The sequence below is a fragment of the Streptomyces sp. WAC 01529 genome (assembly GCF_003945545.1).
Classification (GTDB): Bacteria; Actinomycetota; Actinomycetes; order Streptomycetales; family Streptomycetaceae; genus Streptomyces; species Streptomyces anatolicus.
Genome location: NZ_CP029617.1, coordinates 3,649,971 through 3,676,830 on the forward strand (window position 1 = coordinate 3,649,971; position 26,860 = coordinate 3,676,830).

Annotated in this window: 21 protein-coding genes; 13 read left to right on the forward strand and 8 right to left on the reverse strand. The window is 73.4% G+C overall.

From position 1 onward, the window contains the following. Positions 1-4: 4 nt before the first annotated feature. The 3 genes from DMA15_RS16230 to DMA15_RS16240 all read right to left on the reverse strand — a co-directional run bounded on the left by DMA15_RS16230 (position 5) and on the right by DMA15_RS16240 (position 6,055). Positions 5-844, reverse strand: a complete 840-nt coding sequence (locus tag DMA15_RS16230) for a calcium-binding protein (RefSeq protein WP_125513487.1) — start codon at positions 842-844, stop codon at positions 5-7. A gap of 241 nt (positions 845-1,085) precedes the next feature. Beyond that, entirely contained in the window at positions 1,086-4,223 is a 3,138-nt protein-coding gene (locus DMA15_RS16235; protein ID WP_125513489.1) for a molecular chaperone Hsp90, read from the reverse strand. Positions 4,224-5,116: 893 nt separating this feature from the next. Continuing rightward, complete coding sequence (locus DMA15_RS16240; protein WP_125513490.1) at positions 5,117-6,055, reverse strand: DUF3027 domain-containing protein; 939 nt, start codon at positions 6,053-6,055, stop codon at positions 5,117-5,119. Between the two features lie 765 nt (positions 6,056-6,820). On the opposite strand from DMA15_RS16240, the gene DMA15_RS16250 reads away from it, so the two are divergent. The 4 genes from DMA15_RS16250 (at position 6,821) to DMA15_RS16265 (ending at position 10,494) form a co-directional block, all read left to right on the forward strand. Next, complete coding sequence (locus tag DMA15_RS16250; RefSeq protein ID WP_125517821.1) at positions 6,821-8,284, forward strand: MFS transporter; 1,464 nt, start codon at positions 6,821-6,823, stop codon at positions 8,282-8,284. A 105-nt stretch (positions 8,285-8,389) separates the two neighbouring features. Beyond that, positions 8,390-8,899: a DUF2771 domain-containing protein gene (locus tag DMA15_RS16255; protein ID WP_125513492.1), complete on the forward strand. Its 510-nt coding sequence runs from the start codon at positions 8,390-8,392 to the stop codon at positions 8,897-8,899. A gap of 13 nt (positions 8,900-8,912) precedes the next feature. Beyond that, positions 8,913-9,620 (forward strand): futalosine hydrolase, encoded by a 708-nt coding sequence (locus tag DMA15_RS16260; RefSeq protein WP_240659823.1) that lies wholly within the window; start codon positions 8,913-8,915, stop codon positions 9,618-9,620. Continuing rightward, positions 9,604-10,494 (forward strand): 1,4-dihydroxy-6-naphthoate synthase, encoded by an 891-nt coding sequence (locus tag DMA15_RS16265; protein WP_206302742.1) that lies wholly within the window; start codon positions 9,604-9,606, stop codon positions 10,492-10,494. The genes DMA15_RS16260 and DMA15_RS16265 overlap by 17 nt, the downstream gene beginning before the upstream one ends. Positions 10,495-10,577: 83 nt before the next feature. Here DMA15_RS16265 and DMA15_RS37990 read toward each other — a convergent pair whose 3' ends face one another. Next, positions 10,578-10,961, reverse strand: coding sequence for a cold-shock protein (locus tag DMA15_RS37990; RefSeq protein WP_016642928.1), 384 nt, complete (start codon positions 10,959-10,961; stop codon positions 10,578-10,580). 200 nt (positions 10,962-11,161) lie between these two features. Here DMA15_RS37990 and DMA15_RS16275 point away from each other — a divergent pair, with 200 nt between their 5' ends. Beyond that, the gene (locus tag DMA15_RS16275) at positions 11,162-11,413 is read left to right on the forward strand and encodes a hypothetical protein (protein ID WP_125513493.1); all 252 of its coding nucleotides are present in this window, start codon (positions 11,162-11,164) and stop codon (positions 11,411-11,413) included. Here DMA15_RS16275 and DMA15_RS16280 read toward each other — a convergent pair. Then, positions 11,410-12,045 carry an HAD hydrolase-like protein gene (locus tag DMA15_RS16280; protein ID WP_125513495.1) on the reverse strand — a complete coding sequence of 212 codons (636 nt, stop codon included), beginning with the start codon at positions 12,043-12,045 and terminating at the stop codon, positions 11,410-11,412. The genes DMA15_RS16275 and DMA15_RS16280 overlap by 4 nt on opposite strands. Positions 12,046-12,159: 114 nt before the next feature. Between DMA15_RS16280 and DMA15_RS16285 the strand changes: the two genes are divergently transcribed. Genes DMA15_RS16285 through DMA15_RS16300 form a run of 4 tightly spaced genes read left to right on the forward strand, consistent with a single transcriptional unit; the run spans position 12,160 to position 16,150 of the window. Further along, on the forward strand, positions 12,160-13,158 hold the full coding sequence (locus DMA15_RS16285) for an iron ABC transporter permease (RefSeq protein WP_240659824.1): 999 nt from the start codon (positions 12,160-12,162) through the stop codon (positions 13,156-13,158). After that, positions 13,155-14,231, forward strand: coding sequence for an iron chelate uptake ABC transporter family permease subunit (locus DMA15_RS16290; RefSeq protein ID WP_125513497.1), 1,077 nt, complete (start codon positions 13,155-13,157; stop codon positions 14,229-14,231). The genes DMA15_RS16285 and DMA15_RS16290 overlap by 4 nt, the downstream gene beginning before the upstream one ends. Continuing rightward, complete coding sequence (locus DMA15_RS16295) at positions 14,228-15,136, forward strand: ABC transporter ATP-binding protein (RefSeq protein WP_125513498.1); 909 nt, start codon at positions 14,228-14,230, stop codon at positions 15,134-15,136. Before DMA15_RS16290 ends, DMA15_RS16295 begins: the two co-directional genes overlap by 4 nt. Before the next feature lie 18 nt (positions 15,137-15,154). Next, on the forward strand, positions 15,155-16,150 hold the full coding sequence (locus DMA15_RS16300; protein WP_240659825.1) for an iron-siderophore ABC transporter substrate-binding protein: 996 nt from the start codon (positions 15,155-15,157) through the stop codon (positions 16,148-16,150). A 49-nt stretch (positions 16,151-16,199) separates the two neighbouring features. On the opposite strand, the gene DMA15_RS16305 is transcribed toward DMA15_RS16300, so the two are convergent. Continuing rightward, positions 16,200-17,300, reverse strand: coding sequence for a hypothetical protein (locus tag DMA15_RS16305; protein WP_125513499.1), 1,101 nt, complete (start codon positions 17,298-17,300; stop codon positions 16,200-16,202). Positions 17,301-17,962: 662 nt separating this feature from the next. On the opposite strand from DMA15_RS16305, the gene DMA15_RS16310 reads away from it, so the two are divergent. Further along, a complete protein-coding gene (locus DMA15_RS16310; RefSeq protein WP_125517826.1) occupies positions 17,963-19,069 on the forward strand; it encodes a glycosyltransferase 87 family protein in 1,107 nt (368 codons plus the stop codon). Next, positions 19,029-19,382, forward strand: coding sequence for a hypothetical protein (locus tag DMA15_RS16315; RefSeq protein ID WP_125513501.1), 354 nt, complete (start codon positions 19,029-19,031; stop codon positions 19,380-19,382). The genes DMA15_RS16310 and DMA15_RS16315 overlap by 41 nt, the downstream gene beginning before the upstream one ends. 44 nt (positions 19,383-19,426) lie before the next feature. Here DMA15_RS16315 and DMA15_RS16320 read toward each other — a convergent pair whose 3' ends face one another. Beyond that, entirely contained in the window at positions 19,427-21,070 is a 1,644-nt protein-coding gene (locus DMA15_RS16320) for a DNA repair helicase XPB (protein WP_125513503.1), read from the reverse strand. Between the two features lie 298 nt (positions 21,071-21,368). Between DMA15_RS16320 and DMA15_RS16325 the strand changes: the two genes are divergently transcribed. Together DMA15_RS16325 and DMA15_RS16330 are read left to right on the forward strand one after the other, a co-directional pair. Next, positions 21,369-23,900 (forward strand): helicase-associated domain-containing protein, encoded by a 2,532-nt coding sequence (locus DMA15_RS16325; protein ID WP_125513504.1) that lies wholly within the window; start codon positions 21,369-21,371, stop codon positions 23,898-23,900. Positions 23,901-24,263: 363 nt separating this feature from the next. Then, on the forward strand, positions 24,264-26,309 hold the full coding sequence (locus DMA15_RS16330) for an ATP-binding domain-containing protein (RefSeq protein ID WP_240659826.1): 2,046 nt from the start codon (positions 24,264-24,266) through the stop codon (positions 26,307-26,309). On the opposite strand, the gene DMA15_RS16335 is transcribed toward DMA15_RS16330, so the two are convergent. Then, the gene (locus tag DMA15_RS16335; RefSeq protein WP_125513507.1) at positions 26,306-26,851 is read right to left on the reverse strand and encodes a DUF2165 domain-containing protein; all 546 of its coding nucleotides are present in this window, start codon (positions 26,849-26,851) and stop codon (positions 26,306-26,308) included. The two genes, DMA15_RS16330 and DMA15_RS16335, sit on opposite strands and share 4 nt — an antisense overlap. Between the last annotated feature and the right edge of the window lie 9 nt (positions 26,852-26,860).

The window sequence follows — 26,860 nt, forward strand, 5'->3', positions numbered from 1 at the left end:
GTGTCTACTGGACGTCGATGGCGTCGCTGGTGGCCGTGACGGGCGCGGTGGTGGACGTGCCCGCGAAGACGTAGCGGTAGTTGCCGTCGGCGGAGGCCGTGACGGTGGTCTTCAGGGCGCCCTTCGAGCCGGACTTCACCGTCTTGACGGTGGAGTACGTGCTGGAGCCCTTCTTCTTGAACTCCAGCTTCACGGACTGGTCGGTGTAGCCGGCGTACTTGTAGGTCTCCCAGTTGGCGCGGGTCAGGGCGCCGGTGACCGTGATGGTCTTGCCCTTCTTGACCGGCTCCGGGGAGGCGTTGGTGGTGAGCTTGGCGGCGCGCAGGACACGGGCGTCCGAGGGCGCCTTGTCCTTGCTGATGAAGTCGCCGTCGTCGCCGATCGCCGAGGCGCCGACGTGCCACTTGCCGGCCACGATGTTGCTGTAGAAGTCGCTCTTCGGGTCGGCGGTGACCGCGACCGAGCAGGTCGAGGTGGTCGCGTTCACGACCGTGCACTTGGCGTCGCCGTCCGAGATCATCAGGCCGTCGATGCCGTTCTCGCTGTCGAGGTCCGTGCCGTGCCAGAGGAAGGCGTCGGCGCCGAAGATGCCCTCCGGGTCGGTCGCGGTGACATCGATGGTGAACTTCTTCTTCTCGGTGGTGCCGAGCACGATGGCCTTGCCGCCGTTGACGGTGACCTTCGTGATCTTGGTGTCGCCCTCGACCTCGTCGGCCGGCGCCTTGGCGACCAGGGCGTCGAGCTTCGGGAGGTTCGGACCGTCGGCGGCCTGGGCGGCCGGGAGAGCGAGTGCGGACAGAGCCAGGGTGCCGGACAGTGCGGCCACGGTGGCACGGATGCGCATGTGTTTCCCCAGTCGGAGAAGGGGTTCCCACGGTGCGTGACGCCCTCACGCGGGAACCAAGTGATCTAGGAGTCTGTTGACTCGCAAGATCAGACTCGCGTCAAAGGCGAACGGTTGTACGACGATTGAAGAAAATGCAACCAACTTACGGAATGCCCGCTTCCGCCCCGTTGGCCGGGACGGAAGCAGACAATCAACGGGACGGAAGCAGACATTCCGGGTAACGGCCGCCGGCCGCCCGTCAGTCGAACCAGCGGTCCCGCGCCAACTCCGCCGTCCGCGAGGGGTCTTCGAGCAGCGCCGCCACCTCGAAGCGGCGCGGCCACTGTCCCGCCGCCCAGGCAAGACCGGCCGCCACACCCTCCAGGGTCGCCGCGTGCACGGTGCCGTCCGGGGTGCGCCGCCAGTCCAGCTCGACACCGCCCGCGATCAGTTCGTCGTGTTCCACGTACGTGTGCGGGGTCGTCGCCCCCAGCAGGATCCGCACCGGTTCGGGCACCGCGCGCTCGACGCCCTGGCCCGCCGGGTCGACGGCCGCCGTCTCGCTCAGCCTGCGCACCTGGAACAGCTCCGCCAGGTCACCGGCCTTGCGCGGGTCGACGGGCAGCAGCGCCACGGCACCGGCCAGCGGCAGCAGGTCGGGGGCGTCGGCGACCACGGCGTCCGCCGCGTCGACCACCACGACCTCGCCGTCCACCACCGCGCGCAACTCGTCGGGAAGCGTGACCTGTTCGGGGTCGAGGTCGGCCAGCGCGCCGTAGAGGGCGTGCAGTTGGCCGGGGGAGACGGTCCGCTCCGGGTCCGCGAGTCGGTCGAGGAGTTCGGCGGCGCCGCCCGGCTCCTCAAGGAGGGCGGAGACGGACGTACGTACGCCGAGAGCCCGCAGGACCTGCTCGTCGCCGAACCCGGAGGCGTCCGCCGCGTCGTACAGCCCCGCCAGAAGCGGATCGCTGCCCTCCGCGCGCAGTCCGGCGGGGCGGCGGCCGTCGAGCACGGGGTGGCCGCGCAGCCACCACGCCGTGTACGAGCGGACGGTCTGCGTCGTGCCGTCGGGCAGCAGCACCCGCAGCGGCTGGGTCAGCGCGTCCCGCAGCGGCGGGCGCGAGAGCATCGCGAGCGCTCGCGGCCAGCACTCGTCGTCGACCAGGTCCAGGTCCCGTACGGCGACGACCTCCGTGGCGACCGGCGGCACCGGGGTGCCCGGCAGCCGGTCGAGCAGGTCCTCGCACCACACGTCGACGGCGTCCAGGAGACCGGCGTCGTCGGGCTCGGCGAAGTCGCCGTCGCGGGGCTCCAGTTCGTCCGGGTCGAGGACGACATCGGTGGCGCGTACGAGCGCGAAGGTGGCGAGCACCCCGCAGGCGGCCAGCGGCTGCTCGCCCCAGCGGTCGGCCAACTCCTGCTCGACGAGCGCCAGTTCGTCCTCGCGCATGACCTGGGCGAAGTCGCTGCCGGGCAGGACGAGTTCACCGGCGGGCGTCAGTTCGCCGTCCTCGTCGGGCAGGGCGAGGGCGGCGAGCCAGGGCTCGTCACCGGGGGCGAGGTTCGCGTCCCGCACCAGGGCGAGCACGACGTCCGCCAACTCCTCGGCGTCCAGGGCGTCCTCGTCCCAGGTGTCGTCGTCGAGGGAGGCGGCGACGGCCGCGCGTACCTGCGGGGTGGTCAGGACGGCGCGGGGCGTGGCGGGGAGCGCGCCGAGCTTTTCGAGCAGCGGGTGGGCGGCTTCGGGGTGGGCGACCTTCAGGCCGAGGCGGGCCAGGGACGCGGGGTCGCGCTCGTCGCCGGGAGCGGGCAGCAGGACCTGGCGGGGCCCGATGGTCGTACGCCCGTCGGCGAGCGGCACGGGCAGCCCCGAGAGCCGGTCGGGGTCGACCCCGGCGAGGGTGTCGTAAAGGCGGCGCCACCAGTCGGGTTCCCGCTCCAGACCGGCGAGGCGGTCGATCGCCTCGGTCAGCGGGACGCGGGCGACACCGAGGGTGCGCAGCTCGGCGCGGCGCTCGAGACCGGCGGGCAGCAGGCTGGGCAGCACCTCGGCGAGCACCCGGACGGTGTCGGCACCGGCGGCTTCCACGACCTCCGCGTCCCGGGGGCGCAAGGTCTCGGGCAGCCCGTCCTCGTCGTCCTCGACGCGGGGCAGGGCGGGCGGCAGGAAGGAGGTGCGGGGCAGCCGTTCGAGGACGGCCTGGCGCAGGGCGCCGTCAAGCTCGCTCTGGCCGAGGGGCCCGGGGACGAGGCCGATGATCTCCTCGCCCACCGGCCGCCAGTCGCCGAGCAGTTCGACGTACGCGTCCGCCGCCCGCTGCACGAGGAAGTCGGTGAGCGGCCCCGGCGCGGCGTGCCGCCGGGCGGTGTCCAGCGGGAACGAGGCGATGAGCAGCGCCGGTACGCCGAGCGGCTCGTCGCTGGGCGTCGGGGCGTGCACGACGGGGGTGGTGCGGGGCCGCTCCGGGGCGCCGGCGCTGTCGGCGGGGACGGCCCAGGTGACCGCCCAGTGCGGCCGCAGCCGCTCCTCGACGGGCCGGTCCTTCAGGAGGGCGGCGTCGAGGGGCCCTTGCCGGCTGACGGTCCGCCACCGGGTGGTGCCCTCGCGACTGTCCTCGACGACGGTGTACGGGGCTTCGGCGCGGCGGCGCAGGGTGCGGGTGGCGCGGGTGGCGCCGTCCGGGGTCTCGATGGTGACTTCCTCAAGCCCCGGCAGGGCGAGGAGGAGCGCGTCGTCGACCTCGCCGAGGAGGCGGGCGACGAGGTCTTCGGCGGCGGCGTCGCGCAGGGGCAGGATGACGACGGTGTCGTACCCCTCCGGGGCGGTGCCCTCGGCGGCGAGGGGGAGGCGCAGGAGGGGTACGTGGCCGTCCCGCCGCCGGATCTCGTCGCCGAGCCCCGGGCTGAACCGGGCGGTCTCGGCGGCCAGCTCCCGGGCCTCGGAGAGCGACCAGCGGACGCCGCCGGTGCGTCCGACGACGGCGGGTTCGTCGCTGACGGCGAGGACGGCGGCGAACCCGACGCCGAAGCGGCCGACGCTCTGGCCGCGCTGTTCCGCGCTCTCCTCCCGCTTGGCGGAGGCGCGCAGGGTGGACAGGGACTCGACGCCGGCGGCGTCGAGGGGGGCGCCGCGGTTGGCGGCGGCGAGGACGCCGTCGCGGAGCGTCAGGGCGAGCCTGCCGGGGACGCCGGCGCGGGCGGCGGCGTCGGAGGCGTTCTGGGCCAGCTCGACGACGAGGCGGTCGCGGTAGCCACCGAGGGCGAGGTCTTCCTCGGCGTTGGCGTCCTCGCGGAAGCGGGCGGGGGCGGCCGCCCAGGCGTCGAGGACTCCGCGGCGGAGGCGGGCGGTGCCGAAGGGATCCGTACCTTCGGCCGCCGGCCGCACGGTCTTGCTCACGGGTCTCTCCTCATGGGTTCCGCGGGGGCGCGGCGCTGGCTGGAGCGGTGGGCCTGGGCTGTCCAGGGGACCCCGCTGGGCTGGGGGTTTGCACTCCACTGTGGGGCGGGGTGGTCTTGCGGGCGAACGCTATCGCGTCCTGGTGGGGGGCTGGGGGGGCCTGGGGGGCCCGGTTATTCGCCCGCTTGCCCCGCGCTGACGGGGTCACCGCTATTCGCCGCTTCGCGGCATGCCTCCCACCCACCCACCCGTTTGCCCCGCGCCGCAGAGGCTAAGGCCCTTCGCCGCTTCGCGGCGGCTGCCCCACCCACCCACCCGTTTACCCCGCGCTGTAGGGGTCGCCGTTTTTTGCCGCTTCGCGGCGGTTGTCCTACCCGCCCGCCCGTTTGCCACGGGGCGTGGGGGAAGGGCGGGTGGGTGGGGAAAACGCCGCGAAGCGGCGACGGGGCGCGGTTCGAAGCGCAGGACGAGGTGGCGCCGCTCCCCCGAGCAGAGCACCGGGGGAGGCGACGGCGGACCGCGCCGCAGCGCCGCGAAGCGGCGACGGGGCGCGGTTCTAAGCGCAGGACGAAGGGGCGCCGCTACACCGAGCAGAGCACCGAGGGGGGAGGCGACGGGAGGACCGCGCCGCGGCAGGCACCTGAGCGGGCAGTACGGGCCACGTCAGCACGAGACCGCTCCCGAACCGGAGATGCGGGCGCAGCCAGCGGGCCAGCCGCTGCGCGGGCCGACTCGGCCCAGGCTCGCTCCCGGGCAGCGCCGAGCGCTCGGCGCCGGAAACCCATAGGCGGCACCGGCCCCCAGCCGCGCGCCACGGCGAGGCCCGCCGGACGCGGCGCGGGAAGCCAGGCACACCGGCCCGGAACCACGCCAAGGCCCGCCGGGCGTTGACGCTAGCTGTGGCCCAGCTCTTCGCCGGGGCCCTCCACCGAGACGGACCCCGAATCCGCCGAAGGCCGAAGCGGCAACACATCCACCCGCGTCTCATCGAGCACCGGCGGCGCCGGCCGCGGCGGCTTCGGCATGACCGCCGCCTCGGAGTGCCCCCCGCACCCGTACGAAAGGGACACGACATGCCCGTCCGCAGGCCCGAACTCATTGGCGCACACCCCGAACGCCTGCCCGAGCGAGCCACCGATCGCGACCAGGAACCCGCAGCTCACGCACGCCGCGGGCGCCGCCTGCGCCATCGGGGTCTTCGCGCCGTGCGACTCCTCCCAGCGGTCGGCGGCGACATGCAGCCCGTACCGCGAGAGGACCCGCGCCCTGCGCATGCCCAGCTCATCGGCGATCGCCGCGATCGAGCCCCGCGCCGGGGCCACCAGCAGCTCGGCGGGCGACCCCGCCGTGACCTCCGCGTCCTCGGCCTCGGCAAGCTCCGCCATCTCCTGCGAGACGATGGAGTTCGGCGGCGGCTCCTCCTCACCGGTGAAACCGGGCTCCAGACGCAGATCCTCCGCGTCCGTCGGCAGCAGATCACCGGGGCCCATGTCGCCGGGCCGGAGCCGCTCGCTCCAGGGCACCCACTCGGGGGCCAGCAGGGCGTCGGGGCCGGGCAACAGAACCGTCTCGTCGAGCGTGACGACCTTCGCCCGCGAGGCACGGGCCACCGTCACCGCCCAGCGCCAGCCGCGGTAGCCGAACTCCTTGCACTCGAACATGTGCGTGACGACGCGGTCGCCCTCGACGACGACCTCGACATGCTCACCGACCACCCCCGGCGCGGCGGCCTCCTCGGCCGCGGCGCGCGCGAGGCCGACCGCCTCGGCGCACAGGCGGTCGGGGGTACGCGGGGTGCGCGGGGTACGGCTTCGCGTTGTCGCTGCGCTCACAGGTATCGCTTCTCTCCTACGCCGTCTCACGAGTGCGCCACCCTTACGCGGGGGGCGGACGGAGCGGACCAGGGGGCCGCGTCAACGTCCGCGCCCGACGTTCTCAGGCGCACCTACGTCACCCATTCTGCGGGATGACCGAGAGGCGCGCGGCCGAGAACAACCGCCGCAGGCGCGCTACGCACGCTACCTTCTCCTGGCCCCTGGGCCTACACCGACGTACGCGCCCGGCCCGCCCGCTCTCCCCAAACCTCTCGCGCGACCCCATCCCCGAGCCCCCCGATCTCCCCCGCACCACCCCCCAAAGCGTCGCCGCTACGCGCCGTTCTCCCCACCCACCCACCCTTCACCCCTCAGCACGGCGCAAACGGGCGGGTGGGTGGGGCAGCCGCCGCGAAGCGGCGGAAAGACGGCCACCCCTGAGGCGCGGGGCAAACGGGTGGGTGGGTGGGAGACACGCCGCGAAGCGGCGAAGAGCGGTCACCTCTGCGGCGCGGGTAAACCGGTGGGAGGGTGGGGCAACCGCGGCGAAGAGCGGTCACCCCTGCAGCACGGGGTGAGAGGTGAACCGGTGGGTGGGGTGGGCCAAACAGCCGGCCAAGTCGGCGAGGAGAACAACACCCCCCACAGACACCCCGCCAGGCTCACAGCCAGTATCCGTACTAGTGGTCCCCCCAACAGGGCACTATGAACGACGTGGCCCCCACAAGGTCGTCCTCCGTAGGAACCGCCTCGCCGGGCCCGGCGAGGCGGACCGCGCGTGCCCTGGGCCGCGCCCTGCACCTGCCGTTCACCGGCACCGCCCGCGGCATCCGCAAGGCCACCCACGCCCACGGCGCGGGCGAGTCCGGCCTCGGCAAGCTGATCGAGCTGCACGCCGTGAACGGCGCGGGCGATGTCATGGTCACCGTCGCCCTCGCCTCCACCGTCTTCTTCTCCGTGCCGACGGACGAGGCCCGCGGCCGCGTCGCGCTCTACCTCGCCATCACGATGGCCCCCTTCACCCTCCTCGCCCCCGTCATCGGCCCGCTCCTCGACCGCCTCCCGCACGGCCGCCGCGCCGCGATGGCCGGCGCGATGCTGGCCCGTGCCCTGCTCGCGCTGGTCCTCTCGGGCGCCGTCGCCACCGGCAGCGTCGAGCTGTACCCCGCCGCGCTCGGGGTGCTGGTCGCGTCGAAGGCGTATGGAGTGGTCAGAAGCGCGGTCGTGCCACGCCTTCTGCCACCCGGGTTCTCCCTGGTCAAGGCCAACTCCCGGGTCACGCTCGGCGGCCTGCTCGCGACCGCCGTGGCGGCGCCCATCGGCGCGGGGCTCCAGGCGCTCGGCCCCCGATGGCCGCTCTACGGCGCGTTCGTGATCTTCGTATCGGGGATGTTCCTGTCGTTCTCGCTGCCGCGCAAGGTCGACTCGGCGAAGGGCGAGCGCAAGGCGCTGCTCGCCGCCGACGAGGACCACCTGCATCTACAGCACCTCCATCGCCACACGCGCGCCGCCGAACCCGCCACCACCGGGTCCACCTCCAGAACCACCTCCCCGACCACCCCCGACCCCGCGGACCCCCCGGGCCTCACCGACCCGGCAGACGCCCCCAACACCCCAGACGCCCCCGACACCGCCCCCAAACGCCGCCCCGGCCTGCGTACGGTCGGCCCCGCCGTCACCCACGCCCTCGCCGCCAACGCCACGCTGCGCTGCCTCTCCGGGTTCCTCATCTTCTTCCTGGCGTTCCTGCTGCGCGAGCACCCGCTCGGCGGGCAGAGCGCGGCCGTCTCGCTCGGGATAGTGGGCGTCGCGGCGGGCACCGGCAACGCGCTCGGCACGGCCGTCGGCGCCTGGCTGAAGTCCCGCGCGCCGGAGGTGATCATCGTGACCGTCGTCGCGGTGGTGCTCTGCGTGGCGATCGCGTCCGCGGTGTTCTTCGGGGCGGTGGGCGTTGCCTGCCTCGGCGCGTGCGCGGGCTTCGCGCAGGCCCTCTCGAAGCTCTCCCTGGACGCGCTGATCCAGCGGGACGTCCCCGAACAGGTCCGCACCTCCGCCTTCGCCCGCTCCGAGACGCTGCTCCAGGTCGCCTGGGTGGTCGGCGGCGCCGTCGGCATCTCCCTGCCGCTGAACGGCTCCCTCGGCCTGACCGTGGCCGCGGGCATCCTCGCCCTCGGCTGGCTCTCGACCGTACGGGGCCTGCTCGCCGCGGCCCGCCAGGGCGGCCCCCGCCGCACCCGGGTGGTCTGACCCCACCCGAGAGGACCCGCCCATGCGCGCCCCGCGCGGCGCCAAGCGGCACGCCCGCGACCCCCGCGTAACAGCAGGCCCCGGCACGCCCGATAGCCTTCGCCCATGACCTCCCTGCTCCGCGGCGGAGCCGCGAATGTGAACAGCGCGGCGCGCCGCCGCCGCACCGCGGCCGCCATTGGCGCCGTCTCCGCCGGACTCCTCGTCCTCTCGGCCTGTGACAAGCCGACGCCGCTGGCCACCGTGACGGTCGGCAGCGACTCGGTGCACACCGAAGCCTCCTGCTACAACGACGGCAAGGAGCTGAAGCAGTCCCAGCTCAAGTCCTGTCTCCAGGACAAGGACGTGAAGACCGTCAAGATCGATCCCGACGAGAAGGTCCGTTTCGGCGTCGACCCCGAGGTCGCCGAGAAGGGCTGGACGCTGCTCATGAACGGCCAGCCGCTCACCGAGGCCAGCAAGAAGACGTACGTGGTCATCCCCGGCAGCGTCTTCTTCAACCAGCAGTACGGCGGTGGCGGCGACAAGACCACCGTCAGCCTCCTCGAGGGCGGCAAGGGCGGCACGCAGAAGGCCACCGGCCTGTGGTCGTTCAAGTTCAAGAAGGACTCCTGACCCAGGGCCTCCCGTGACCCAAGGCCTCCTGCCCCCCGGTCCCGTGCCTCACCCGCGCGTCCTCGTCGCCACCGCCGTCCCCGCCGAACGGGACGCGGTGGCCCGCGCGCTGCGCCCGGCGCATGACGTGGACGCGCTGCCCGTCGGCGTGGGCCCCGCGGCCGCCGCGGCGGGCACGGCGACCGCGCTCGCCCGCGCCGCCGCCACCGGCCGGCCCTACGGCCTGGTCGTCTCGGCGGGCATCGGCGGTGGCTTCCTGCCCGACGCCCCCGTGGGCTCCCTCGTCGTCGCCGACGAGATCACCGTCGCCGACCTCGGCGCCGAGACCCCGGACGGCTTCGCGCCCGTCACCGAACTCGGCTTCGGCGCCGTCACCCACCGACCGCCGCGTTCCCTCGTACGGGAGATCGCCGACGCCTGCGGTGCCGCGACCGGCACCGTCCTGACCGTCTCCACCGTCACCGGCAGCGCCGAGCGCGCCGCCGAGCTGCGGCGGCGCCATCCGCGTGCCCTGGCCGAGGCGATGGAGGGTTTCGGGGTCGCCGAGGCCGCCGCCCTGCACGGCCTGCCCGTCCTCGAGATCCGCGCGGTCTCCAACCCCGTCGGCCCCCGCGACCGCGCCGCCTGGCGGATCGGTGACGCGCTGGCCGCGCTGAGCGACGCGTTCGGGAAGTTCACGCCGGTACTGAAGGGTTGGCACACGTATGACAGGAACGACTGAGTCACCACTGCGCATCGCGTACTCGCCCTGCCCCAACGACACCTTCGTCTTCGACGCGTGGGCGCACGGCCGGGTGCCCGGCGCGCCCGCGCTGGACGTGACGTTCGCGGACATCGACATCACCAACGGCGTCGCCGAGCGCGCCGCGTCCTCGACCGCGCTCGCCTCCGATCTCGATCTCGACGTGCTGAAGGTGTCGTACGCCGTTCTCCCCTACGTCCTCGACGAGTACGCCCTGCTGCCCTGCGGCGGCGCGCTCGGCCGGGGCTGTGGGCCCCTGGTGCTGACCCGTGAGCCCGGCGTGGACCTCAAGGGCCGCACGGTCGCCGTGCCGAGCGAGAAGTCGACGGCGTATCTGCTCTTCCGGCTCTGGGCCGCGGACACGCTGGGCGGCGACGGCGTCGGCGAGATCGTCGTGCTGCCGTTCGACCAGATCATGCCCGCGGTGCGCGACGGCAGGGTCGACGCGGGCCTGGTCATCCACGAGGCGCGCTTCACCTACCAGAACTACGGCCTGCACCGCCTCGCCGACATGGGCGAGCACTGGGAGTCCACGACGGGCCTGCCGATCCCGCTGGGCGCGATCATCGCCAAGCGGAGCCTCGGTCCGGCGGTGCTCGAACAGCTGGCCGCGGCGGCCCGCGCCTCGGTCCGTATGGCCTGGGACGACCCCGAGGCGTCCCGTGCCTACGTACTCGAACACGCCCAGGAGATGGACCCGGCCGTCGCCGACCAGCACATCGGGCTGTACGTCAACGAGTTCACGGCCGACCTGGGCGAGGACGGCTACGCGGCCGTACGGGGGCTGCTGACGCGGGCGGCGGCGGAAGGGCTCGTGCCCGCGTTGGCGCCGGGGGCGCTGGCGTTTCCGTGAACGCCGGGCGGTACTGCCGGGCGGGCCTTGAAGCCCGCCCGGCGCTGAGTCGTACGGCTACCGGCTCGGAGTCGTACGTACGGCTATACGTCCAACTGGTCCGCGACCGCTCTCAGCAGGCCCGCGATCTTCGCGCCCGACGCCTTGTCGGGGTAGCGGCCCTTCTCCAGCATCGGCGTGATGTTCTCGAGGAGGGTCGTCAGGTCCTGGACGATCGACGCCAGTTCGTCCGGCTTGCGGCGCTGTGCGGCCGCGACCGACGGCGTCGGGTCGAGAAGAGTGACGGAGAGGGCCTGATCGCCGCGCTGCCCCGCGACCACACCGAATTCCACGCGCTGGCCGGGCTTGAGTGTGTCGACGCCGGCGGGCAGTACGGAGGAGTGCACGAAGACGTCGCCGCCGTCGTCGCGGGAGAGAAAGCCGAAGCCCTTCTCACTGTTGAACCACTTGACCTTGCCGGTAGGCACGTGAAGTCCTCGTCCTCGTCGTACTCGTCTGTGCCGGTCCGCCCCAGCCGGAAATGACAGGGCGAAAACGGCTCTGGATAGCACTACAGCGGGTCGCCCGACCCGCCGGGACCAAGACTATTGGTCCGTGAGCCGGTGACAAGACGTCCCCGATCTCTTCCTTCGGGTTCCTCCTTCGCGCTGGGAACTACCCTGGTGGGGTGCGTGACAAAACCCAAGCGAATTCGGCCGGGCCCGGCGACGGAATGGTCCGGATCGGAGCGATCGTCTTCTTCGTCGGCGCCGTGGCCACACTGGTCACGGTGGCCCCGCTCTTCCTCGGCACCGACCCCTTCCCGCCCGCCGCGTACGCGGTGTGCATGCTGATGGGCGTCGGCTTCCTCGTCGCGGCCGCCGGGGTGCTGCGCGGCATCGCGGTCCAGCGGCGCCAGGCGAGGTCCGCGGCCGGCTAAAGACCCTCTCCCGCGACGTACGCGTCGAGCCAGGACGCGAACTCCGTCAGCTCGCCGAGGACCACGTCCGCGCCCGCCGCGCGCAGTTCCGCTGCGTCACACGGCCCGGTCGCCACCGCGACGGAGAGCGCGCCCGCCGTACGCGCGCCGCGTACATCGCCGGTGTGGTCACCGACGTACACGGCCGCCTCGTACTCGCGCAGGGCCTCCGCCTTCGCCTCCGCCCAGAGCCAGCCGATGACCGCGTCGGCCTCGATGCCCAGGTGCGAGAGGTGCAGCTTCGCGTTCGGCTCGTGCTTGGCGGTCACCACGATCGCGCGGCCGCCGTGCGCGCGGACCGCGGCCACCGCCTCGCGGGCGCCGGGCATCGCGAGCGTCGGCGCAAGGGCGTATGTGGGATAGATCTCACGGTAGCGGTCGGCCCTCTCCTCGATCTCCTCGGCGGGGAACCAGTGCCGCAGCTCCTGTTCGAGCGGCGGCCCGATGCGCGTGATGGCCAGGTCCGCGTCTATGTACGTTCCCGTCTCCGCGGAAAGCGCCTGGTAGGTCGCCCTGATTCCGGGCCGCGAGTCGATCAGGGTCATGTCGAGGTCAAAGCCGACGGTCAGCGCGCGTGAGGTCATGGGCCCCATTCTGCCGAGGCCGCCCCACGCCCCACCCTTAGACTTAGCCAAGCCTTACCAACTCTGCCCCGCCCTCCGTCACTTTCCCGCCTCCGATTTCCGCACCCCGAAACGAGCCAGCCGATGCGTGTGCCCGTCCGACGCGCCGTCGTGATGACGGCGGCCGTCGTGGCCCTGCTGCTCGCGGTCCTGCTCAGCCTCGCCGTCGGCGCCCGCGCGATCGCACCCTCCGCGGTCCTCGACGCGCTGCTGCACGGCGGGCACAGCGACTCCGCCGAGGTCGTCCGCGAGATGCGGGTGCCGCGCACCGTCATCGGTCTGATGGTCGGCGCGGCGCTCGCGCTGGCCGGGACCGTGCTCCAGGGCATCACCCGCAACCCCATCGCCGACCCCGGCATCCTCGGCATCAGCCAGGGCGCCTCGGTCGGTGTGGTCACCGCGATCGCCTTCGCCGGCGTCCACACGCTGACCGGATACGTCTGGTACGCGTTCGTGGGCGCCGCCCTCGCGTCGGTCGCCGTGTACGCGATCGCGGCGAGCGGGCGGGGCGGGGCGACCCCGGTGAAACTCGCGCTGGGCGGCGCCGCCATCAACGCCCTGCTCGTCTCGGTGACCACGGCGATCCTCACCACCAAGGCGTCCGCGCTCGACGAGTTCCGGTTCTGGCAGGTCGGCTCGATCGCCGGGCGCGACTCCGAGGTCGTCGGCCAGATCTGGCCGTTCCTGCTCGTGGGCGTGGTGCTCGTCCTCGCGGTCGCGCGGGGCCTGGACGCGCTGGCGCTCGGCGAGGACGTGGCGAAGGGGCTCGGTCAGAACGTGGCGGCGGTACGGATCGTGGGCGGGCTCGGGGCGACGGTCCTCACCGGGGCGGGGGTCGCCGCGGCGGGGCCCATCGCCTTCATCGGCCTCGCCGTCCCGCACATCGCCCGCGCGGTCGTGGGCAGCGACCACCGCTGGGTGCTTCCGATGGCCGCTCTCCTCGGGCCCGTGATGCTGCTCGTCTCCGACGCGGTGGGCCGGATCGTGTTCCCGCCGAGTGAGGTGCCCGCGGGCGTGATGACCGCGCTCATCGGGGTGCCGTTCCTGGTGGCGCTGGTGCGCCGGAAGGTGGTCGCGGCGTGAGTTCCGTTTCGTTGGCCCCGCGCCGTATCCGCCCCGCCGGATACGCCGTCGTACGCGTCGGCCGTGCCGCCTTCCTCCTGCACCGGCGCTCCACCCTCGTCGCGGTGGGCCTCGCCCTGCTGCTGGCGGCGACCTGTCTCGCGTACCTGTGTGTCGGTGAGTCCTTCGTCCAGCCCGTCGAGGCGCTGAAGGTCGTCTTCGGGCAGCCCTCCGCCGACGAGCTGGTCGTGGGCACGCTGCGCGAGCCCCGCATGGTCGTGGGGCTCCTCGTCGGCGCCGCGTTCGGCGTGGCGGGCGGGCTCATCCAGACCGTCGCCCGCAACCCGCTCGCCAGCCCCGACATCATCGGCATCAGCCATGGCGCGAGCGCCCTGACCGTCGGCGCGATGACCTTCGGCGTCACCTCGTACGCCGTACTGCCCTATCTGTCGGTGGTCGGCGGCATCGCGGCGGCCGCCCTCGTCTACGTCTTCGCGTGGCGCGGCGGGCTGCACGCCACCCGGTTCGTGCTGATCGGCATCGGCTTCGCGATCGCCCTGCGTTCGGTGACGACGCTCTTCATGACCAAGGGCGACTACCTCGTCGCCCAGCAGGCGCAGATCTGGATGACGGGCTCCCTCAACGGCCGCGGCTGGGCCGAGGCGGACCCGCTCGCCCTGACGCTGCTCGTGCTGCTGCCGTTCATGTGCTGGGCGGCCCGCGCGCAGCGCTCGGTCACCCTCGACGACGACACGGCGACCGCCCTCGGGGTGCGCCTCGGCCACGTACGCCTCGGGCTCGTGCTGCTCGGGGTCGTCCTCGCCTCCGTGGCGACCAGCGCGGCGGGGCCCGTCGACTTCGTGGCGCTGCTCGCCCCGCAGATCGCCCGCAGGATGACCCGGACCGCGCAGATCCCGCTGCTCTGCTCGGCGCTGACGGGGGCGCTGATCGTGGTCCTCGCCGACCTGTTCGCCCGCCGCCTGTTCTCGCCCACGGAGCTTCCGGTGGGCGTGCTGACGGCCGCCGTCGGTGCCCCGTACCTGATCTGGCTGATCGTCCGCAGCCGTTCCGTCCGCAATGGAGGCACCTCGTGACCGCCGCCCGCCTTTCGGCCCGCGAGCTGACCCTCGCCTACGAGGACCGCACGGTCGTCGACCGCCTCGACCTGGCGATCCCCGACGGCAAGGTCACGGTCATCGTCGGCCCCAACGCGTGCGGCAAGTCCACGACCCTGCGGGCGCTCGGCCGCCTCCTGAAGCCGCGGAGCGGCGCGGTCCTCCTGGACGGCGAGGCGCTCGCCAAGCTGCCGACGAAGAAGATCGCCCAGCGGATCGGGCTGCTCCCGCAGACGCCGGTCGCCCCCGAGGCGATCACCGTCGCCGACCTCGTCGCGCGCGGCCGTCAGCCGCACCAGCACTGGTGGCAGCAGTGGTCGGAGGCGGACGAGACGGCGGTGACGGAGGCGATGGAACGCACCGACGTGGCCGCGCTCGCCGAACGCTCCGTCGACGAGCTGTCGGGCGGCCAGCGTCAGCGCGTATGGATCGCGATGGCCCTCGCCCAGGACACCGACCTGCTCCTCCTGGACGAGCCGACGACGTACCTGGACATCTCCCATCAGGTCGAGGTCCTCGACCTGGTGCGCCAGCTCAACCACGACAGGGGCCGCACGGTCGTCGTCGTCCTGCACGACCTCAACCAGGCCGCGCGGTACGCCGATCACCTCGTCGCCATGAAGTCGGGCGAGGTCGTCGCCGAGGGAGCGCCCTCGAAGGTCGTCACCGAGGAACTCGTGCGCGAGGTCTTCGGCCTGGAGTGTGTGGTCGTGCCGGACCCCGTGACCGGCTCCCCGCTGGTCGTCCCCGGGGCGCCGTGGTCCGCGACCGCGCCGCCCGCCGACAGCGGCAGCACCAGCACCGGCAGCAGCTCCGGCACCAGCACCAGTCGGAGTAACGGCCGGAGTAACGGCCACACCGGCACCCGTAGTACCTCCGCTTAACGCTTGAAAGGCGTCCCCATGACCGTCCCCATGAACCGCTTCCGCTCCCCGCTGCGCCGCCGCGCGCTCCTCACCGGCTCCCTGGCCCTGACCGGCGCGCTCGCGCTGACCGCCTGTGGCTCCTCGGACTCCGACGAGGACTCCGCGGGCTCGGGCAAGACCCACACCGTCAAGACGGCCATGGGTGACGTGAATGTCCCGGTCAAGCCGGAGCGGGTCGTCGTCCTCGACACCGCCGAGCTGGACTCCGCGATCTCCCTGGGCGTCAAGCCGGTCGGCGCCACGCACGTCGAGGCGGAGTCGGGCTTCCCGGAGTACCTGCCCAAGGAGAAGGTCAGCGGCATCAAGGACGTCGGCGAGATGATGACCCCGAACATGGAGGCCATCGCCGCGCTCAAGCCCGACCTGATCCTCACCTCGAAGATCCGGCACGCCGCCAAGTACGACCAGCTCAAGAAGATCGCGCCGACCGTGATGACGGAGACGACGGGCTTCCCCTGGAAGGAGAACTTCCAGGTGCACGCCGACGCGCTGGGCAAGCGGGCCGAGGCGAAGAAGGTCGTCTCCGCGTACGAGGCCCACACCAAGAAGGTCACCGAGGCCATCGGCGGCCCCGCGAAGGCCAAGCAGACGAAGGTCAACGTCATCCGCTTCGTCGAGGGCGCCGACATCCGCCTCTACGGCGAGCAGAGCTACATCGCGACCCTCCTCAAGGACGTCGGCCTCGGCCGCGCGCCGATCTCCGCGAAGGCGAAGGACGGCTTCTCCTACGACCTCTCCCCCGAGAAGATCGACCTCGCGGACACGGACGTCATCTTCCAGTCCACGTACGGCGACCCGAAGAAGGCGAAGCAGACGCAGACCACGGGCAGCGGCCTGTGGAAGAACATGAAGGCCGTGAAGTCCGGCAACGTCCACACGGTCGAGGACGAGCTGTGGCTCCAGGGCATCGGTTACACGGCGGCGGACAAGATCCTGGACGAGATGCAGGCGGACCTGACGAAGAAGAAGTAGGTCCTGGGCGGGCCCGCGCCTCCCTCCGAGCGGGCGCGGGCCCGTTTTCTCACGGCCGTTGTCGCTGCGATCTCCACACCAGGAAGAGCGCGGAGGCGACGGCCGCGCCGCGTACCACCCACGGCCAGGTCTCGGCGATGGCGCCACTCATCTGGCCCTCGCGGATCGGCTCGCCCCATCTGCCGTCCGTACGACCCCACAGCCAGGTGAGCCCGGCGGCCACCGCGAGCCCCGGCATGCCCAGGACGGCCCACTTCGCCTCCGCGCGGGAGAGCCTGCGGGAGGCGTAGGCGATGAGCCAGCCGGCGCCGAGGGCAAGCCAGTTGCCGAGGACGGCGCCGGCGATCAGGGCGGCCGCGGCGAGGAGCAGCAGGGGGTTGCTGAGGCCGGCGCCTTCGCCGGTGCGGAGGGGAAGGCGGGGCCGCCACAGCCGAGGCCGCTCCTCCGCTTCCGTCCCCTCTTCCGGCTCCTCCACGACCTTGGCCTCGGCCTCGGCCTCTTTGCCGGGGCGGAGGGGGTCGTCCGGTCCGGGCGGGGGTTTCAGTATCTCGGGGATCTCCACGCCGCCGACGAAGCCGGGGACGGTGTCGGCGCCGCCGAAGGGGCTGCTGTCCAGCCGCCACCAGTCCGGCTCGGAGCCGCTCGGCCCCAGCTCGTCGGCGCCCGCGAGGTGCGGCGGGGAGGGGCGGGGCCCGTCCAGGCCCATCAGGTCCTGCGGGGGCGGGGGCTTGGGGGCGGCGCGGCGGGGGCGGGGCACGATGCGGCGCAGCCGAGTGGCGACGTCCTCGCCTTCGCTCCGGGGGGCGGCTTCCTTCCGGGGGGCGGCTTCCTTGCGGGGTGCGGGTACGGCCGCGTTGGGCCTGCTCTCGCCCGGCTTCTGCGGGGATACGTCGCCGGATACGTCGCCGGATACGTCGCCGGGGGTGCCGCCCGCCGCGTCGACGACGTCCTCCGGGGCGCCGAGCCCCGCCAGGAGGCGGCGGACCGCGGCGGGACTGTCGGCGGCGGCGCCGGCCCGGCCCCGGTCGATCTGGTTACGCAGATCGGCGACGAGGCGCATGCGGGTGGCGGACGGCAACTGCCGCTGCTGGGCCAGGTCTCCGACCCGGCTCAGATAGTCAAAGACCAGCTGATCGCTCTCGATCCCCACGAAGTCCCCTCCGGGGCGGCTGCGTTGGTACTCCCCGGGTTCCGACGGTACCGCGTCTGGCGGGGGCGCCCACAACACCGCCCTGCGCCCCGGCGGGCGGAGCGCCTCTGACCCTCCCCGCCGTCCGCGGGGCCCCTGCTCCTCCTCGCCGTTGGGGCGTCCCTGTCCCGCCGCTTCGCGGCGGATGCTTCCCCACCCACCCACCCGTCTCGCGGCACCGGACGACGTGCCGTAGGGGCGGGGGCGGGTGGGTGGGGAACTCCCTCGCGGGAACGCGGGCGGGGCGGGGGTGCAGGCCGGGCGGGTGGGTGGGGAACTCCCCCGCAATGCAGAGGGACGGGCACGCCCGGGAGGTCACCCCCACCGGCCCGCAGCCGCCGAACCGGCCGGAGGGGACGTGGGGGTATGTGCGAGCGCAGCACAGTGGCCCCCAGTAACAGAGCAACAACCAGCAGGCCCCCGCACCAAGATGGCGAGCACGCACATACCCCCGCGGCCCCGCCCCACCCACGAAGCCAAGGCGAAACCCCGCCCAAGGCGCCCCCGCCAGCACCCGCTACCGTCCCCCCGTGAAATCACCCCCCGCAACCCCCCTGTCACTCACCGCACTCGTCACCTCCCTCGCCGCCCTCGCCACCCTCTGCGCCCTCCAGCACATCCCCATGGCCGACACCCTCGTCTACCGAGCCGAAGGCGAAGCCGTCGTCCAGGGCACGGATCTGTATGGGTTCACCGTCACCCAGTGGGAACTCCCCGCCACCTACCCCCCGTTCGCCGCGCTCCTCTTCGTGCCGACGACCTGGCTCCCCCTCCCCGCCCTCAAGCTCGCCTTCCTCATCGGCAACACCGCCCTCGTCCCCCTCCTCCTCCACCTCTCCGCCCGCCTCACGGGCCTCCGCGCCCGCATCCGCCCCCACCACCTCTGCGCCGCCACCGCCCTGGCCCTCTGGCTGGAGCCCGTCTTCCAGACCATCGTGTTCGGGCAGATCAACCTCGCCCTCGTCTGCCTGATCCTCTGGGACCTCACCAGACCGGCCAACGCCGTCGGCAAAGGCCTCGCGCTGGGCGTCGCCGCCGGGATCAAGCTCACCCCGGCGTTCTTCATCGCGTACCTCTTCCTCGCCGGCCGCGTACGCGAGGCGACGACCGCCCTGGCGGCGTTCGCGGGAACCGTGCTGCTCGGCGCGCTCGCGCTCCCCGCCGCCACCGTCGACTTCTGGACGCGCCGCGTCTTCGAGACGGGCCGCGTCGGCAAGGCGTGGATCGTCGACAACCAGTCGCTCCAGGGCCTGATCGCCCGCGCCCTGCACGAGGCGGAACCAGGCCCCGCCTGGGCACTCCCCGCCGCCCTGACGGCCGCCACCGGCCTGTGGCTCGCCCGCCGCGCCCCGGCCCACCGCCCCGACGGCGTACTCCTGGCCGCCCTCACGACCCTCCTGATCTGCCCCATCAGCTGGTCCCACCACTGGGTGTGGTGCGTACCGCTGCTGGCCCTCCTGATCGCCGGGGGCAGACCCCGCCTGGCCGCCGCCGTGGCCGCGCTCTTCCTGGCCCGCACCTTCTGGCTGCTCCCGCACCAGGGCGACCTGGACCTCCGGCTCCCCTGGTGGCAGCAGCCGCTGGCCTCGCCGTACCCGCTCCTGGCACTGGCGCTGCTGCCGCTGTTGAGTACGTACATGAGTACGAGGACAGAGGTGCCGACCCCGCGCGCCGAGGTTGACTCGTCCCATGGAAGAAGCCGAGTCCCGCGCCGCCTGGGCCGCCCGTAACGCCGCGTACGCCGCCGCCCACCCCGTCCCGCGGCCCTCCCGCGTACTGGCCCTGGCCCTGGCGACCCCCACCGTGGCGCTGCTCCTGGCGCTCGGCTGGCTGATCGTCGCGCTCGACGCGAGCATCGGCAGCGCGTCGTCGCCGGAGCACCAGGAGCTGGTGGCCCGCTACGTCCTGGCGGCGTTCGGGGGCCTCGGCTGCCTGACGGCGGGCTGGCTCACGCCGCGCGTCTCGCGGGCGGCGTGGCTGCGTACGGCGTTCGCGTGCACGTCGGTCGCGGTGATCCCGGCGGCGATGCTCGCGGGAGCCTGAGAGCTGGGAAAGGCCCTGAGCCCCCCGCCCCCGCCCTCACAGCGTCAACTCCCCGCCAGCAGCTCATCCGCGTCGACGATCCGGTACGCGTACCCCTGCTCGGCGAGGAACCGCTGCCGGTGCGCGGCGAAGTCCTGGTCGATGGTGTCCCGCGCGACGACGGAGTAGAAGCGGGCCTCGTGCCCGTCCGCCTTGGGCCGCAGCACGCGCCCGAGCCGCTGGGCCTCCTCCTGCCGCGAGCCGAACGTGCCCGACACCTGGATGGCGACGGTGGCCTCCGGCAGGTCGATGGAGAAGTTGGCGACCTTCGACACGACGAGGACCGAGATCTCGCCCTCCCGGAAGGCGCCGAAGAGCTTCTCGCGCTGCGCGTTCGTGGTCTCGCCCTTGATGACGGGGGCGTTCAGGTGCTCGCCCAGCTCGTCGAGCTGGTCGATGTACTGCCCGATGACGAGGGTCTGCTCACCGGCGTGCTTCTTGACCAGCGCCTCGGTCACCTTCCGCTTGGTCGCGGTCGTGGCGCAGAAGCGGTACTTCTCCTCGGCCTCGGCGGTGGCGTACGCGAGCCGCTCGCTGTCCGTGAGGTTGACCCGGACCTCGACGCAGTCGGCGGGCGCGATGTAGCCCTGCGCCTCGATCTCCTTCCACGGGGCGTCGAACCGCTTGGGCCCGATGAGCGAGAAGACGTCGGACTCGCGCCCGTCCTCGCGTACGAGGGTGGCGGTGAGCCCGAGGCGGCGGCGTGCCTGGAGGTCGGCGGTGAACTTGAAGACGGGCGCGGGCAGCAGGTGCACCTCGTCGTAGATGACCAGGCCCCAGTCGCGGGAGTCGAACAGCTCCAGGTGCGGGTAGATGCCCTTCCGCTTCGTCGTGAGGACCTGGTACGTGGCGATGGTGACGGGCCGGATCTCTTTCCTCGTACCGCTGTACTCGCCGATCTCGTCCTCCGTCAGGGAGGTGCGCTTCACCAGTTCGTGCTTCCACTGGCGGGCGGAGACGGTGTTGGTGACGAGGATGAGCGTGGTCGCCTTGGCCTGCGCCATGGCCCCGGCGCCGACGAGGGTCTTCCCGGCCCCGCACGGCAGTACGACGACACCGCTGCCGCCGTGCCAGAAGCCCTCGACGGCCTGCTGCTGGTAGGGCCGCAGCGCCCAGCCGCTCTCGTCGAGGTCGATCTTGTGGGCCTCGCCGTCGACGTACCCGGCGAGGTCCTCGGCGGGCCAGCCCAGCTTCAGCAGGGTCTGCTTGACCTGTCCGCGCTCGGAGGGGTGGACGGCGACGGTGTCCGCGTCGATCCGCTCCCCGACGAGCGGCTGCACCTTCTTCGAGCGCAGGATCTCTTCGAGCACGGGCCGGTCGGTGGTGGTGAGGACGAGGCCGTGGGTGGGGTGCTTGGAGAGGGTGAGGCGGCCGTAGCGGGCCATCGTCTCGGCGACGTCGACGAGCAGGGCGTGCGGGACGGGGTAGCGGGAGAACTCCACGAGGGCGTCCACGACCTGCTCGGCGTCGTGTCCCGCCGCGCGGGCGTTCCAGAGGCCGAGCGGGGTGACGCGGTAGGTGTGGATGTGCTCGGGCGCGCGCTCCAGCTCCGCGAACGGGGCGATGGCGCGGCGGCAGGCGTCCGCCTGCTCGTGGTCGACCTCGAGCAGGAGAGTCTTGTCCGACTGGACGATGAGGGGACCGTTCACGCGAGCGCCCTTTCCTTAGGCCAAACGTCCAGTGTGCCGCATCGGCCCCCCGTGGGGGTGCGGGGCGCCTCACGGGGGCGGCCCGGGGAGTTCTTCGAGTGCGGGTCGGCTTGTGGTCGCTCGCGCAGTTCCCCGCGCCCCTATCGGGGCGCACCACGGGCCCCGTCAGGGGCGCGAGGAACTGCGCGACAAGCCACGACGCCCCCCGCAGGGAAACACGCCCCACAAGACCCGCAGGCAAAAGCCCCCAGAGCGACAGCACCCCCACCAAGGCCCCCGGCCAGCTAACGTGAGGCGGATGAGCACCGAGCAGCCCCAGCCCACGGAAAGCGCGCCCGCGCCCCCGCGCCGCCCCGCGGACACCCCCCGCTCCCTAGCGGAAGCGCTCCGCTCCCGCGAGGACGCCGCCCTCGCGGAGCTGCTCCACGCCCGCCCGGACCTCCTCAGCCCCGTCCCCACCGATCTGACCCAGCTCGCCACCCGCGCCGGCACCCGGGCCTCCGTGGTCCGCGCCCTGGAGCGGCTGGACCGTTTCACGCAGCAGGTGGCGGAGACGCTGGCGGTGGCCCAGGAGCCCACGACGTACGAGGAGGTCCTCGGCCTCCTCGCCGGCGACGAGGGGGACGCCGCCGTCGAGCGCGCCCTCCCCCACGCCCTCGCCACCCTCCACGCGCAGGCCCTCGTCTGGGGCCCCGACGCCCGCCTGCGCCTGGTCCGCACGGCCCGCGAACTGCTCGCCCCCGGCCCCCAGCACCCGTCCCCCACCGGCCTTGGCCCGACCGTCGCCGAGGCCACGGCGGGCATGTCGCCGACCCGCGTCCAGGAGATCGTCGCGGCGGCGGGCCTGCCCACCACCCACGACCCGGTGTCGGCGGTCGGCGCGCTCACGGCGCTCTTCACCGACCGCACCCGTATGTCGACGCTCCTGGACGAGGCGCCCGCCGAGTCGGTGGAGGTCCTCTCCCGCCTGGTGTGGGGTCCTCCCTACGGCCAGGTCACCGCGGACCCCGCCCGCCACCTGCGCTGGCTCCTGGACCGCGGGCTCCTGCTGCCCACCGCGCCGGGCACGGTCGTGCTGCCCCGCGAGGTCGCCCTGCATCTGCGCGCGGGCCGCGCCCACCGCGCGCCCGAGCCGGCGCCGCCGCCCGTGGCGGTGGCGCGCGAGCACCGTCCACAGGTTGTGGACGCCGCGGCGGCGGGCCAGGCGCACACCGCGCTCGCCACCATCGAGGAGCTGCTCAAGGAGTGGGACGAGGGCGGCCCCGCGGTGCTGCGCGCGGGCGGTCTGAGCGTGCGCGACCTGAAGCGGACCGCGGTGGCGCTCGACCTGCCCGAGCCGATGGCCGCGTTCTGGGTCGAACTGGCCTACGCGGCGGGCCTGGTGGCCTCCGACGGCGAGGCCGACGAGCGGTACGGGGCGACTCCCGCGTACGACGAATGGCAGGAGCTGCCCGCCCCCCAGCGCTGGGCCGCGCTCGCCACGGCCTGGCTCGCGGCGACCCGTACGGCGGGCCTGATCGGCGGCCGCGACGGCAAGGACCGCACCCTGTCCGCGCTCGGCCCGCACCTGGACCGCTCGGCTGCACCGGAGGTGCGCGGGCGGGTCCTCGCGCTCCTCGCCGGACTTCCCGAGGGCGCCACGCCCGACCCCGAATCGCTCCTGGCCCGCCTGCGCTGGGAACGCCCGGCCCCCTCGTCGCGGGACCTCCGCGCCCGCATCGCCCAGTGGACGCTGAACGAGGCGGAGTTGCTGGGTGTCACGGGCCGCGGCGCCCTCTCGTCCCACGGCCGAGCGCTGCTCACCGGCCCTCCGGCGCGCCCCGCTACCCCCACGCCACCTGAGCCCTCCGCGGAGCCCGCGTACACCGTCCCCGCCACCCCCGCCGAGCGGGCCGCCGCCGGTGCGCGGGCCTCGCGGCTCCTCTCCCCGCTGCTGCCCGAACCGCTCGACCACGTGCTGCTCCAGGCCGACCTCACCGCCGTGGCGCCCGGCCCGCTGGAGCGGCCGCTCGCCGAGGCGCTGGCCGTGCTCGCCGACGTGGAGTCGAAGGGCGGCGCGACCGTCTACCGCTTCACGCCCGGTTCCGTACGCCGCGCCCTCGACGCCGGGCAGACCGCCTCCGACCTGCACGCTTTCCTCGCCGCGCACTCCCGTACGCCGGTCCCGCAGCCCCTCGCGTACTTGATCGACGACGTGGCCCGCAGACACGGCCACCTGCGTATCGGCGCCGCGTCCGCCTACGTGCGCTGCGACGACGAGGCGATGCTCAACGAGATCCTGGCCGACAAGCGCTCCCAGGGCCTGCGGCTGCGCCGCCTCGCGCCGACCGTGCTCGCCGCCCAGGCCGACCCCGGCACGCTCCTCGAAGGGCTCCGCACGATGGGCTTCGCGCCCGCCGCGGAGTCCCCGGAGGGCGACGTCCTGATCACCCGCGCCCACGCCCGCCGCACCCCGCCGCGCTCGGCCCCCGAGCCGGTGCCGGAGGGCCCTCCGCTGCCCGACGCCACACTCATCGGCGCGGCCGTGCGGGCGATCCGCGCGGGCGACCTGGCGTCGACCGCGCCCCGCAAGGAGGCCCCCGAGGCGCCGGGCGGCGGCCTGCCGCGTACGACGTCCGCGGAGACCCTCGCCACGATGCAGGCGGCGGTGATGACGGGCGAGACGGTATGGATCGGCTACGTCAACGCCGAGGGCTCGGCGAGCCAGCGGATGATCGCCCCGGTTCGGGTCGAGGGTGGCTTCGTCACGGCCTACGACCATACGGCGGACGAGGTCCGCACCTTCCCTCTCCACCGCGTAACCGGCGTAGCCGAACTGGCCGACGACTAGCGCCCCGTAAGGGGCGCGGGGAACTGCGCGGCCAGCCCCCACCGAGCCGCGCTCGAAGGACTCGCCCTGCCGGGCCCTGGCCCCCTGGGGGCCGTCCCCCGGCCGCGGGCGCGTCGTGGCTTGGCGCGCAGTTCCCCGCGCCCCTTACGGGGCCACGGCTCGGCACGCCGGCCCCGCACCGGGAAAACCGTTGGGCGCCCCCGCCAGGCCGCGCCTAAAATGCCCCCTTCCCCGGCCTCCCGCAGTGGAGAGCCGCCGCCCCCGGCCGGAAACCGGGCTGCAGCCAGAGAGCCGCCCACGCCCGCACGCAGTGCGCCCGCGCGGGCCGCCGCCACGACACCGCCGAACCGCCGGAGGCACCCCGTGCAGGCGCACGACAAGACCGACCCCCTCGCCCGAGAGCGAGGACACCTCGCCGCGTCCCGCGCCGCGCTGCGCGCCATGCGCGCGGACGCCGAGGCCCTGGACATCCGCGATGTCACCGCGAACTGGGTGAACGCCGCCGTCCTCGAACGGCAGATCGGCGACCGCATCAAGTCCCTCGCCGACCTCGCCCACACCCCCCTCTTCTTCGGCCGCCTCGACTACCTCCACGCCCCCGGCGCCGACCAGGCCGAGGGAGCGGACGGCGAGCAGTTCTACATCGGGCGGCGGCACGTGCACGACGCCGACGGCGACCCGATGGTCATCGACTGGCGCGCCCCCGTCTCGCAGCCGTTCTACCGCGCGTCCAAGAAGGACCCGATGGACATCGCGCTGCGCCGCCGCTTCGGCTACACCGGCGGCGACCTCACCGCGTACGAGGACGAACACCTCAGCGACCCCGCCGAGGACGAGCGCGCCAGCAAGCTCCTCCAGCAGGAGATCGAACGGCCCCGCGTCGGCCCGATGCGGGACATCGTCGCCACCATCCAGCCCGAGCAGGACGAGATCGTCCGCAGCGGGCTCAGCGGCAGCGTCTGCGTGCAGGGCGGCCCCGGGACCGGCAAGACCGCCGTCGGCCTGCACCGCGTCGCCTACCTCCTGTACGCCCACCGGGACCGGCTGGCCCGCACCGGCACGCTCGTCATCGGACCCAACGCCTCCTTCCTCCACTACATCGAGCAAGTGCTGCCCGCGCTCGGTGAGTTGGAGGTCAAGCAGGCCACCGTCGACGACCTCGTCGCCCACGTGGAGGTGCGCGGCACGGACGACTCCGCCGCCGCCCTCGTCAAGGGCGACGCCCGTATGGCGCGGGTGCTGCGCGCGGCCGTACGCTCGCACGTCACGCTGCCGACCGAGCCCTTGATGGTCGTACGCGGCTCCCGGCGCTGGCGCGTGCCCGCGTACGAACTGGAGGAGATCGTCCAGGAGTTGCTGGCCCGCGACATCCGTTACGGCGCCGCCCGTGACGCCCTGCCGCAGCGCATCGCCCACGCCGTCCTCGTTCGCATGGAGCAGTCGGGCGAGGCGCCGGACGACCGCGTGCAGGACGCGGTCGCGCGCAACCCCGCGGTGAAGGCGGCCGTCAAGGCCATCTGGCCGCCGGTGGACCCCGCGAAGCTGGTGCTGCGGCTGCTCTCCGACGCCGATTTCCTCGCCGCGCACGCCGAGGGCGTCCTGAGCGCGGACGAGCAGAAGGCCGTGCTGTGGGCGAAGCCGCCGCGCAGCGTGAAGTCCGCCAAGTGGTCCGCCGCGGACGCGGTGTTGATCGACGAGGCGAGCGATCTGGTCTCGCGCACGCACTCCCTCGGGCATGTGGTGCTCGACGAGGCGCAGGACCTGTCCCCCATGCAGTACCGCGCGGTGGGACGGCGCTGCACGACCGGTTCGGCGACCGTGCTCGGCGACCTCGCGCAGGGCACCACGCCCTGGGCGACGCGGAGTTGGGCCGAGGCCCTCGCTCACCTCGGCAAGCCGGAGGCGGTCGTGGAGGAGCTGACGGCCGGTTTCCGCGTGCCGCGCGAGGTCATCGCGTACGCGTCCCGGCTGCTGCCCGACATCGCGCCGGGGCTCACGGAGGTGGCCTCGGTGCGGGAGTCGCCCGGTTCGCTCGCGGTGCGGCGGGCCGACGACCCGGACGCGGCCTGCCTGGCGGCGTGCGCCGAGTCGCTGCGGCGGGAGGGGTCCATCGGGCTCATCGCCGCGGACGCGCGCGTGCCCGCGCTGGCGCGGGCGCTGGCGGAGGCCGGGATCACGTACCTCGCGCCGGGCGAGGAGACCACGCCGGACACCCGGCTCACGCTCGTACCGGCGTCCCTCGCGAAGGGGCTCGAGTACGACTACGTGGTACTGGACGAGCCCGCCGCCATTGTCGACGGCGAGCCCGACGAGCGGACGGGTCTGCGCCGGCTGTACGTGGCGCTGACCCGTGCGGTGTCCGGCCTGATCGTCGTGCACGCGGCGGACCTGCCGGCGCAGCTCGCCTAGGGTCTTTCGGGCTGCTTGTCGACGCTGCCGTCCGCCGATATCGCGGTGGACGGCAGGAGGTTGACGATCAGCACGATGCCCGTGAGGGTCACGACGCGGGTCGCCGCGTCCAGGCCGTTCCAGTTCTCGGACTGCCACATGGCGAACCACTCGCCGCCGATGCCGATGAACCCGGCTCCGAAGAGCAGTAGCACCATCAACAGGCCTGCTGTGCCGAGGCGTTGGGCCTTGCGGTGGCCCGCGCGGCGGCGGATCGCGTCGACCCAGAGGGCCGTCGCCGCGATGAGGAGGAGTGCGGCGGCGCTCTCCCACGCGATGATCGCTATGTACGCGGCGTCCTGGAGCACGGTGGACTCCACCGCGCGCCACATCAGGTCGTCGTCCTTGAAGGTGGTGTCCATCGCGAGGACGTGGCGTACGAATTGCTGGTTGGTGCCGAAGTCCGTGATGTTCCCGAACGCGACGAGCGCGATGTAGAGCGCGACGGTTCCGGTGAGCAGGGCGGTGCTGATGGCTTGCGTGCGGCTTGGGTGTCCGGTCATTAAGATCCC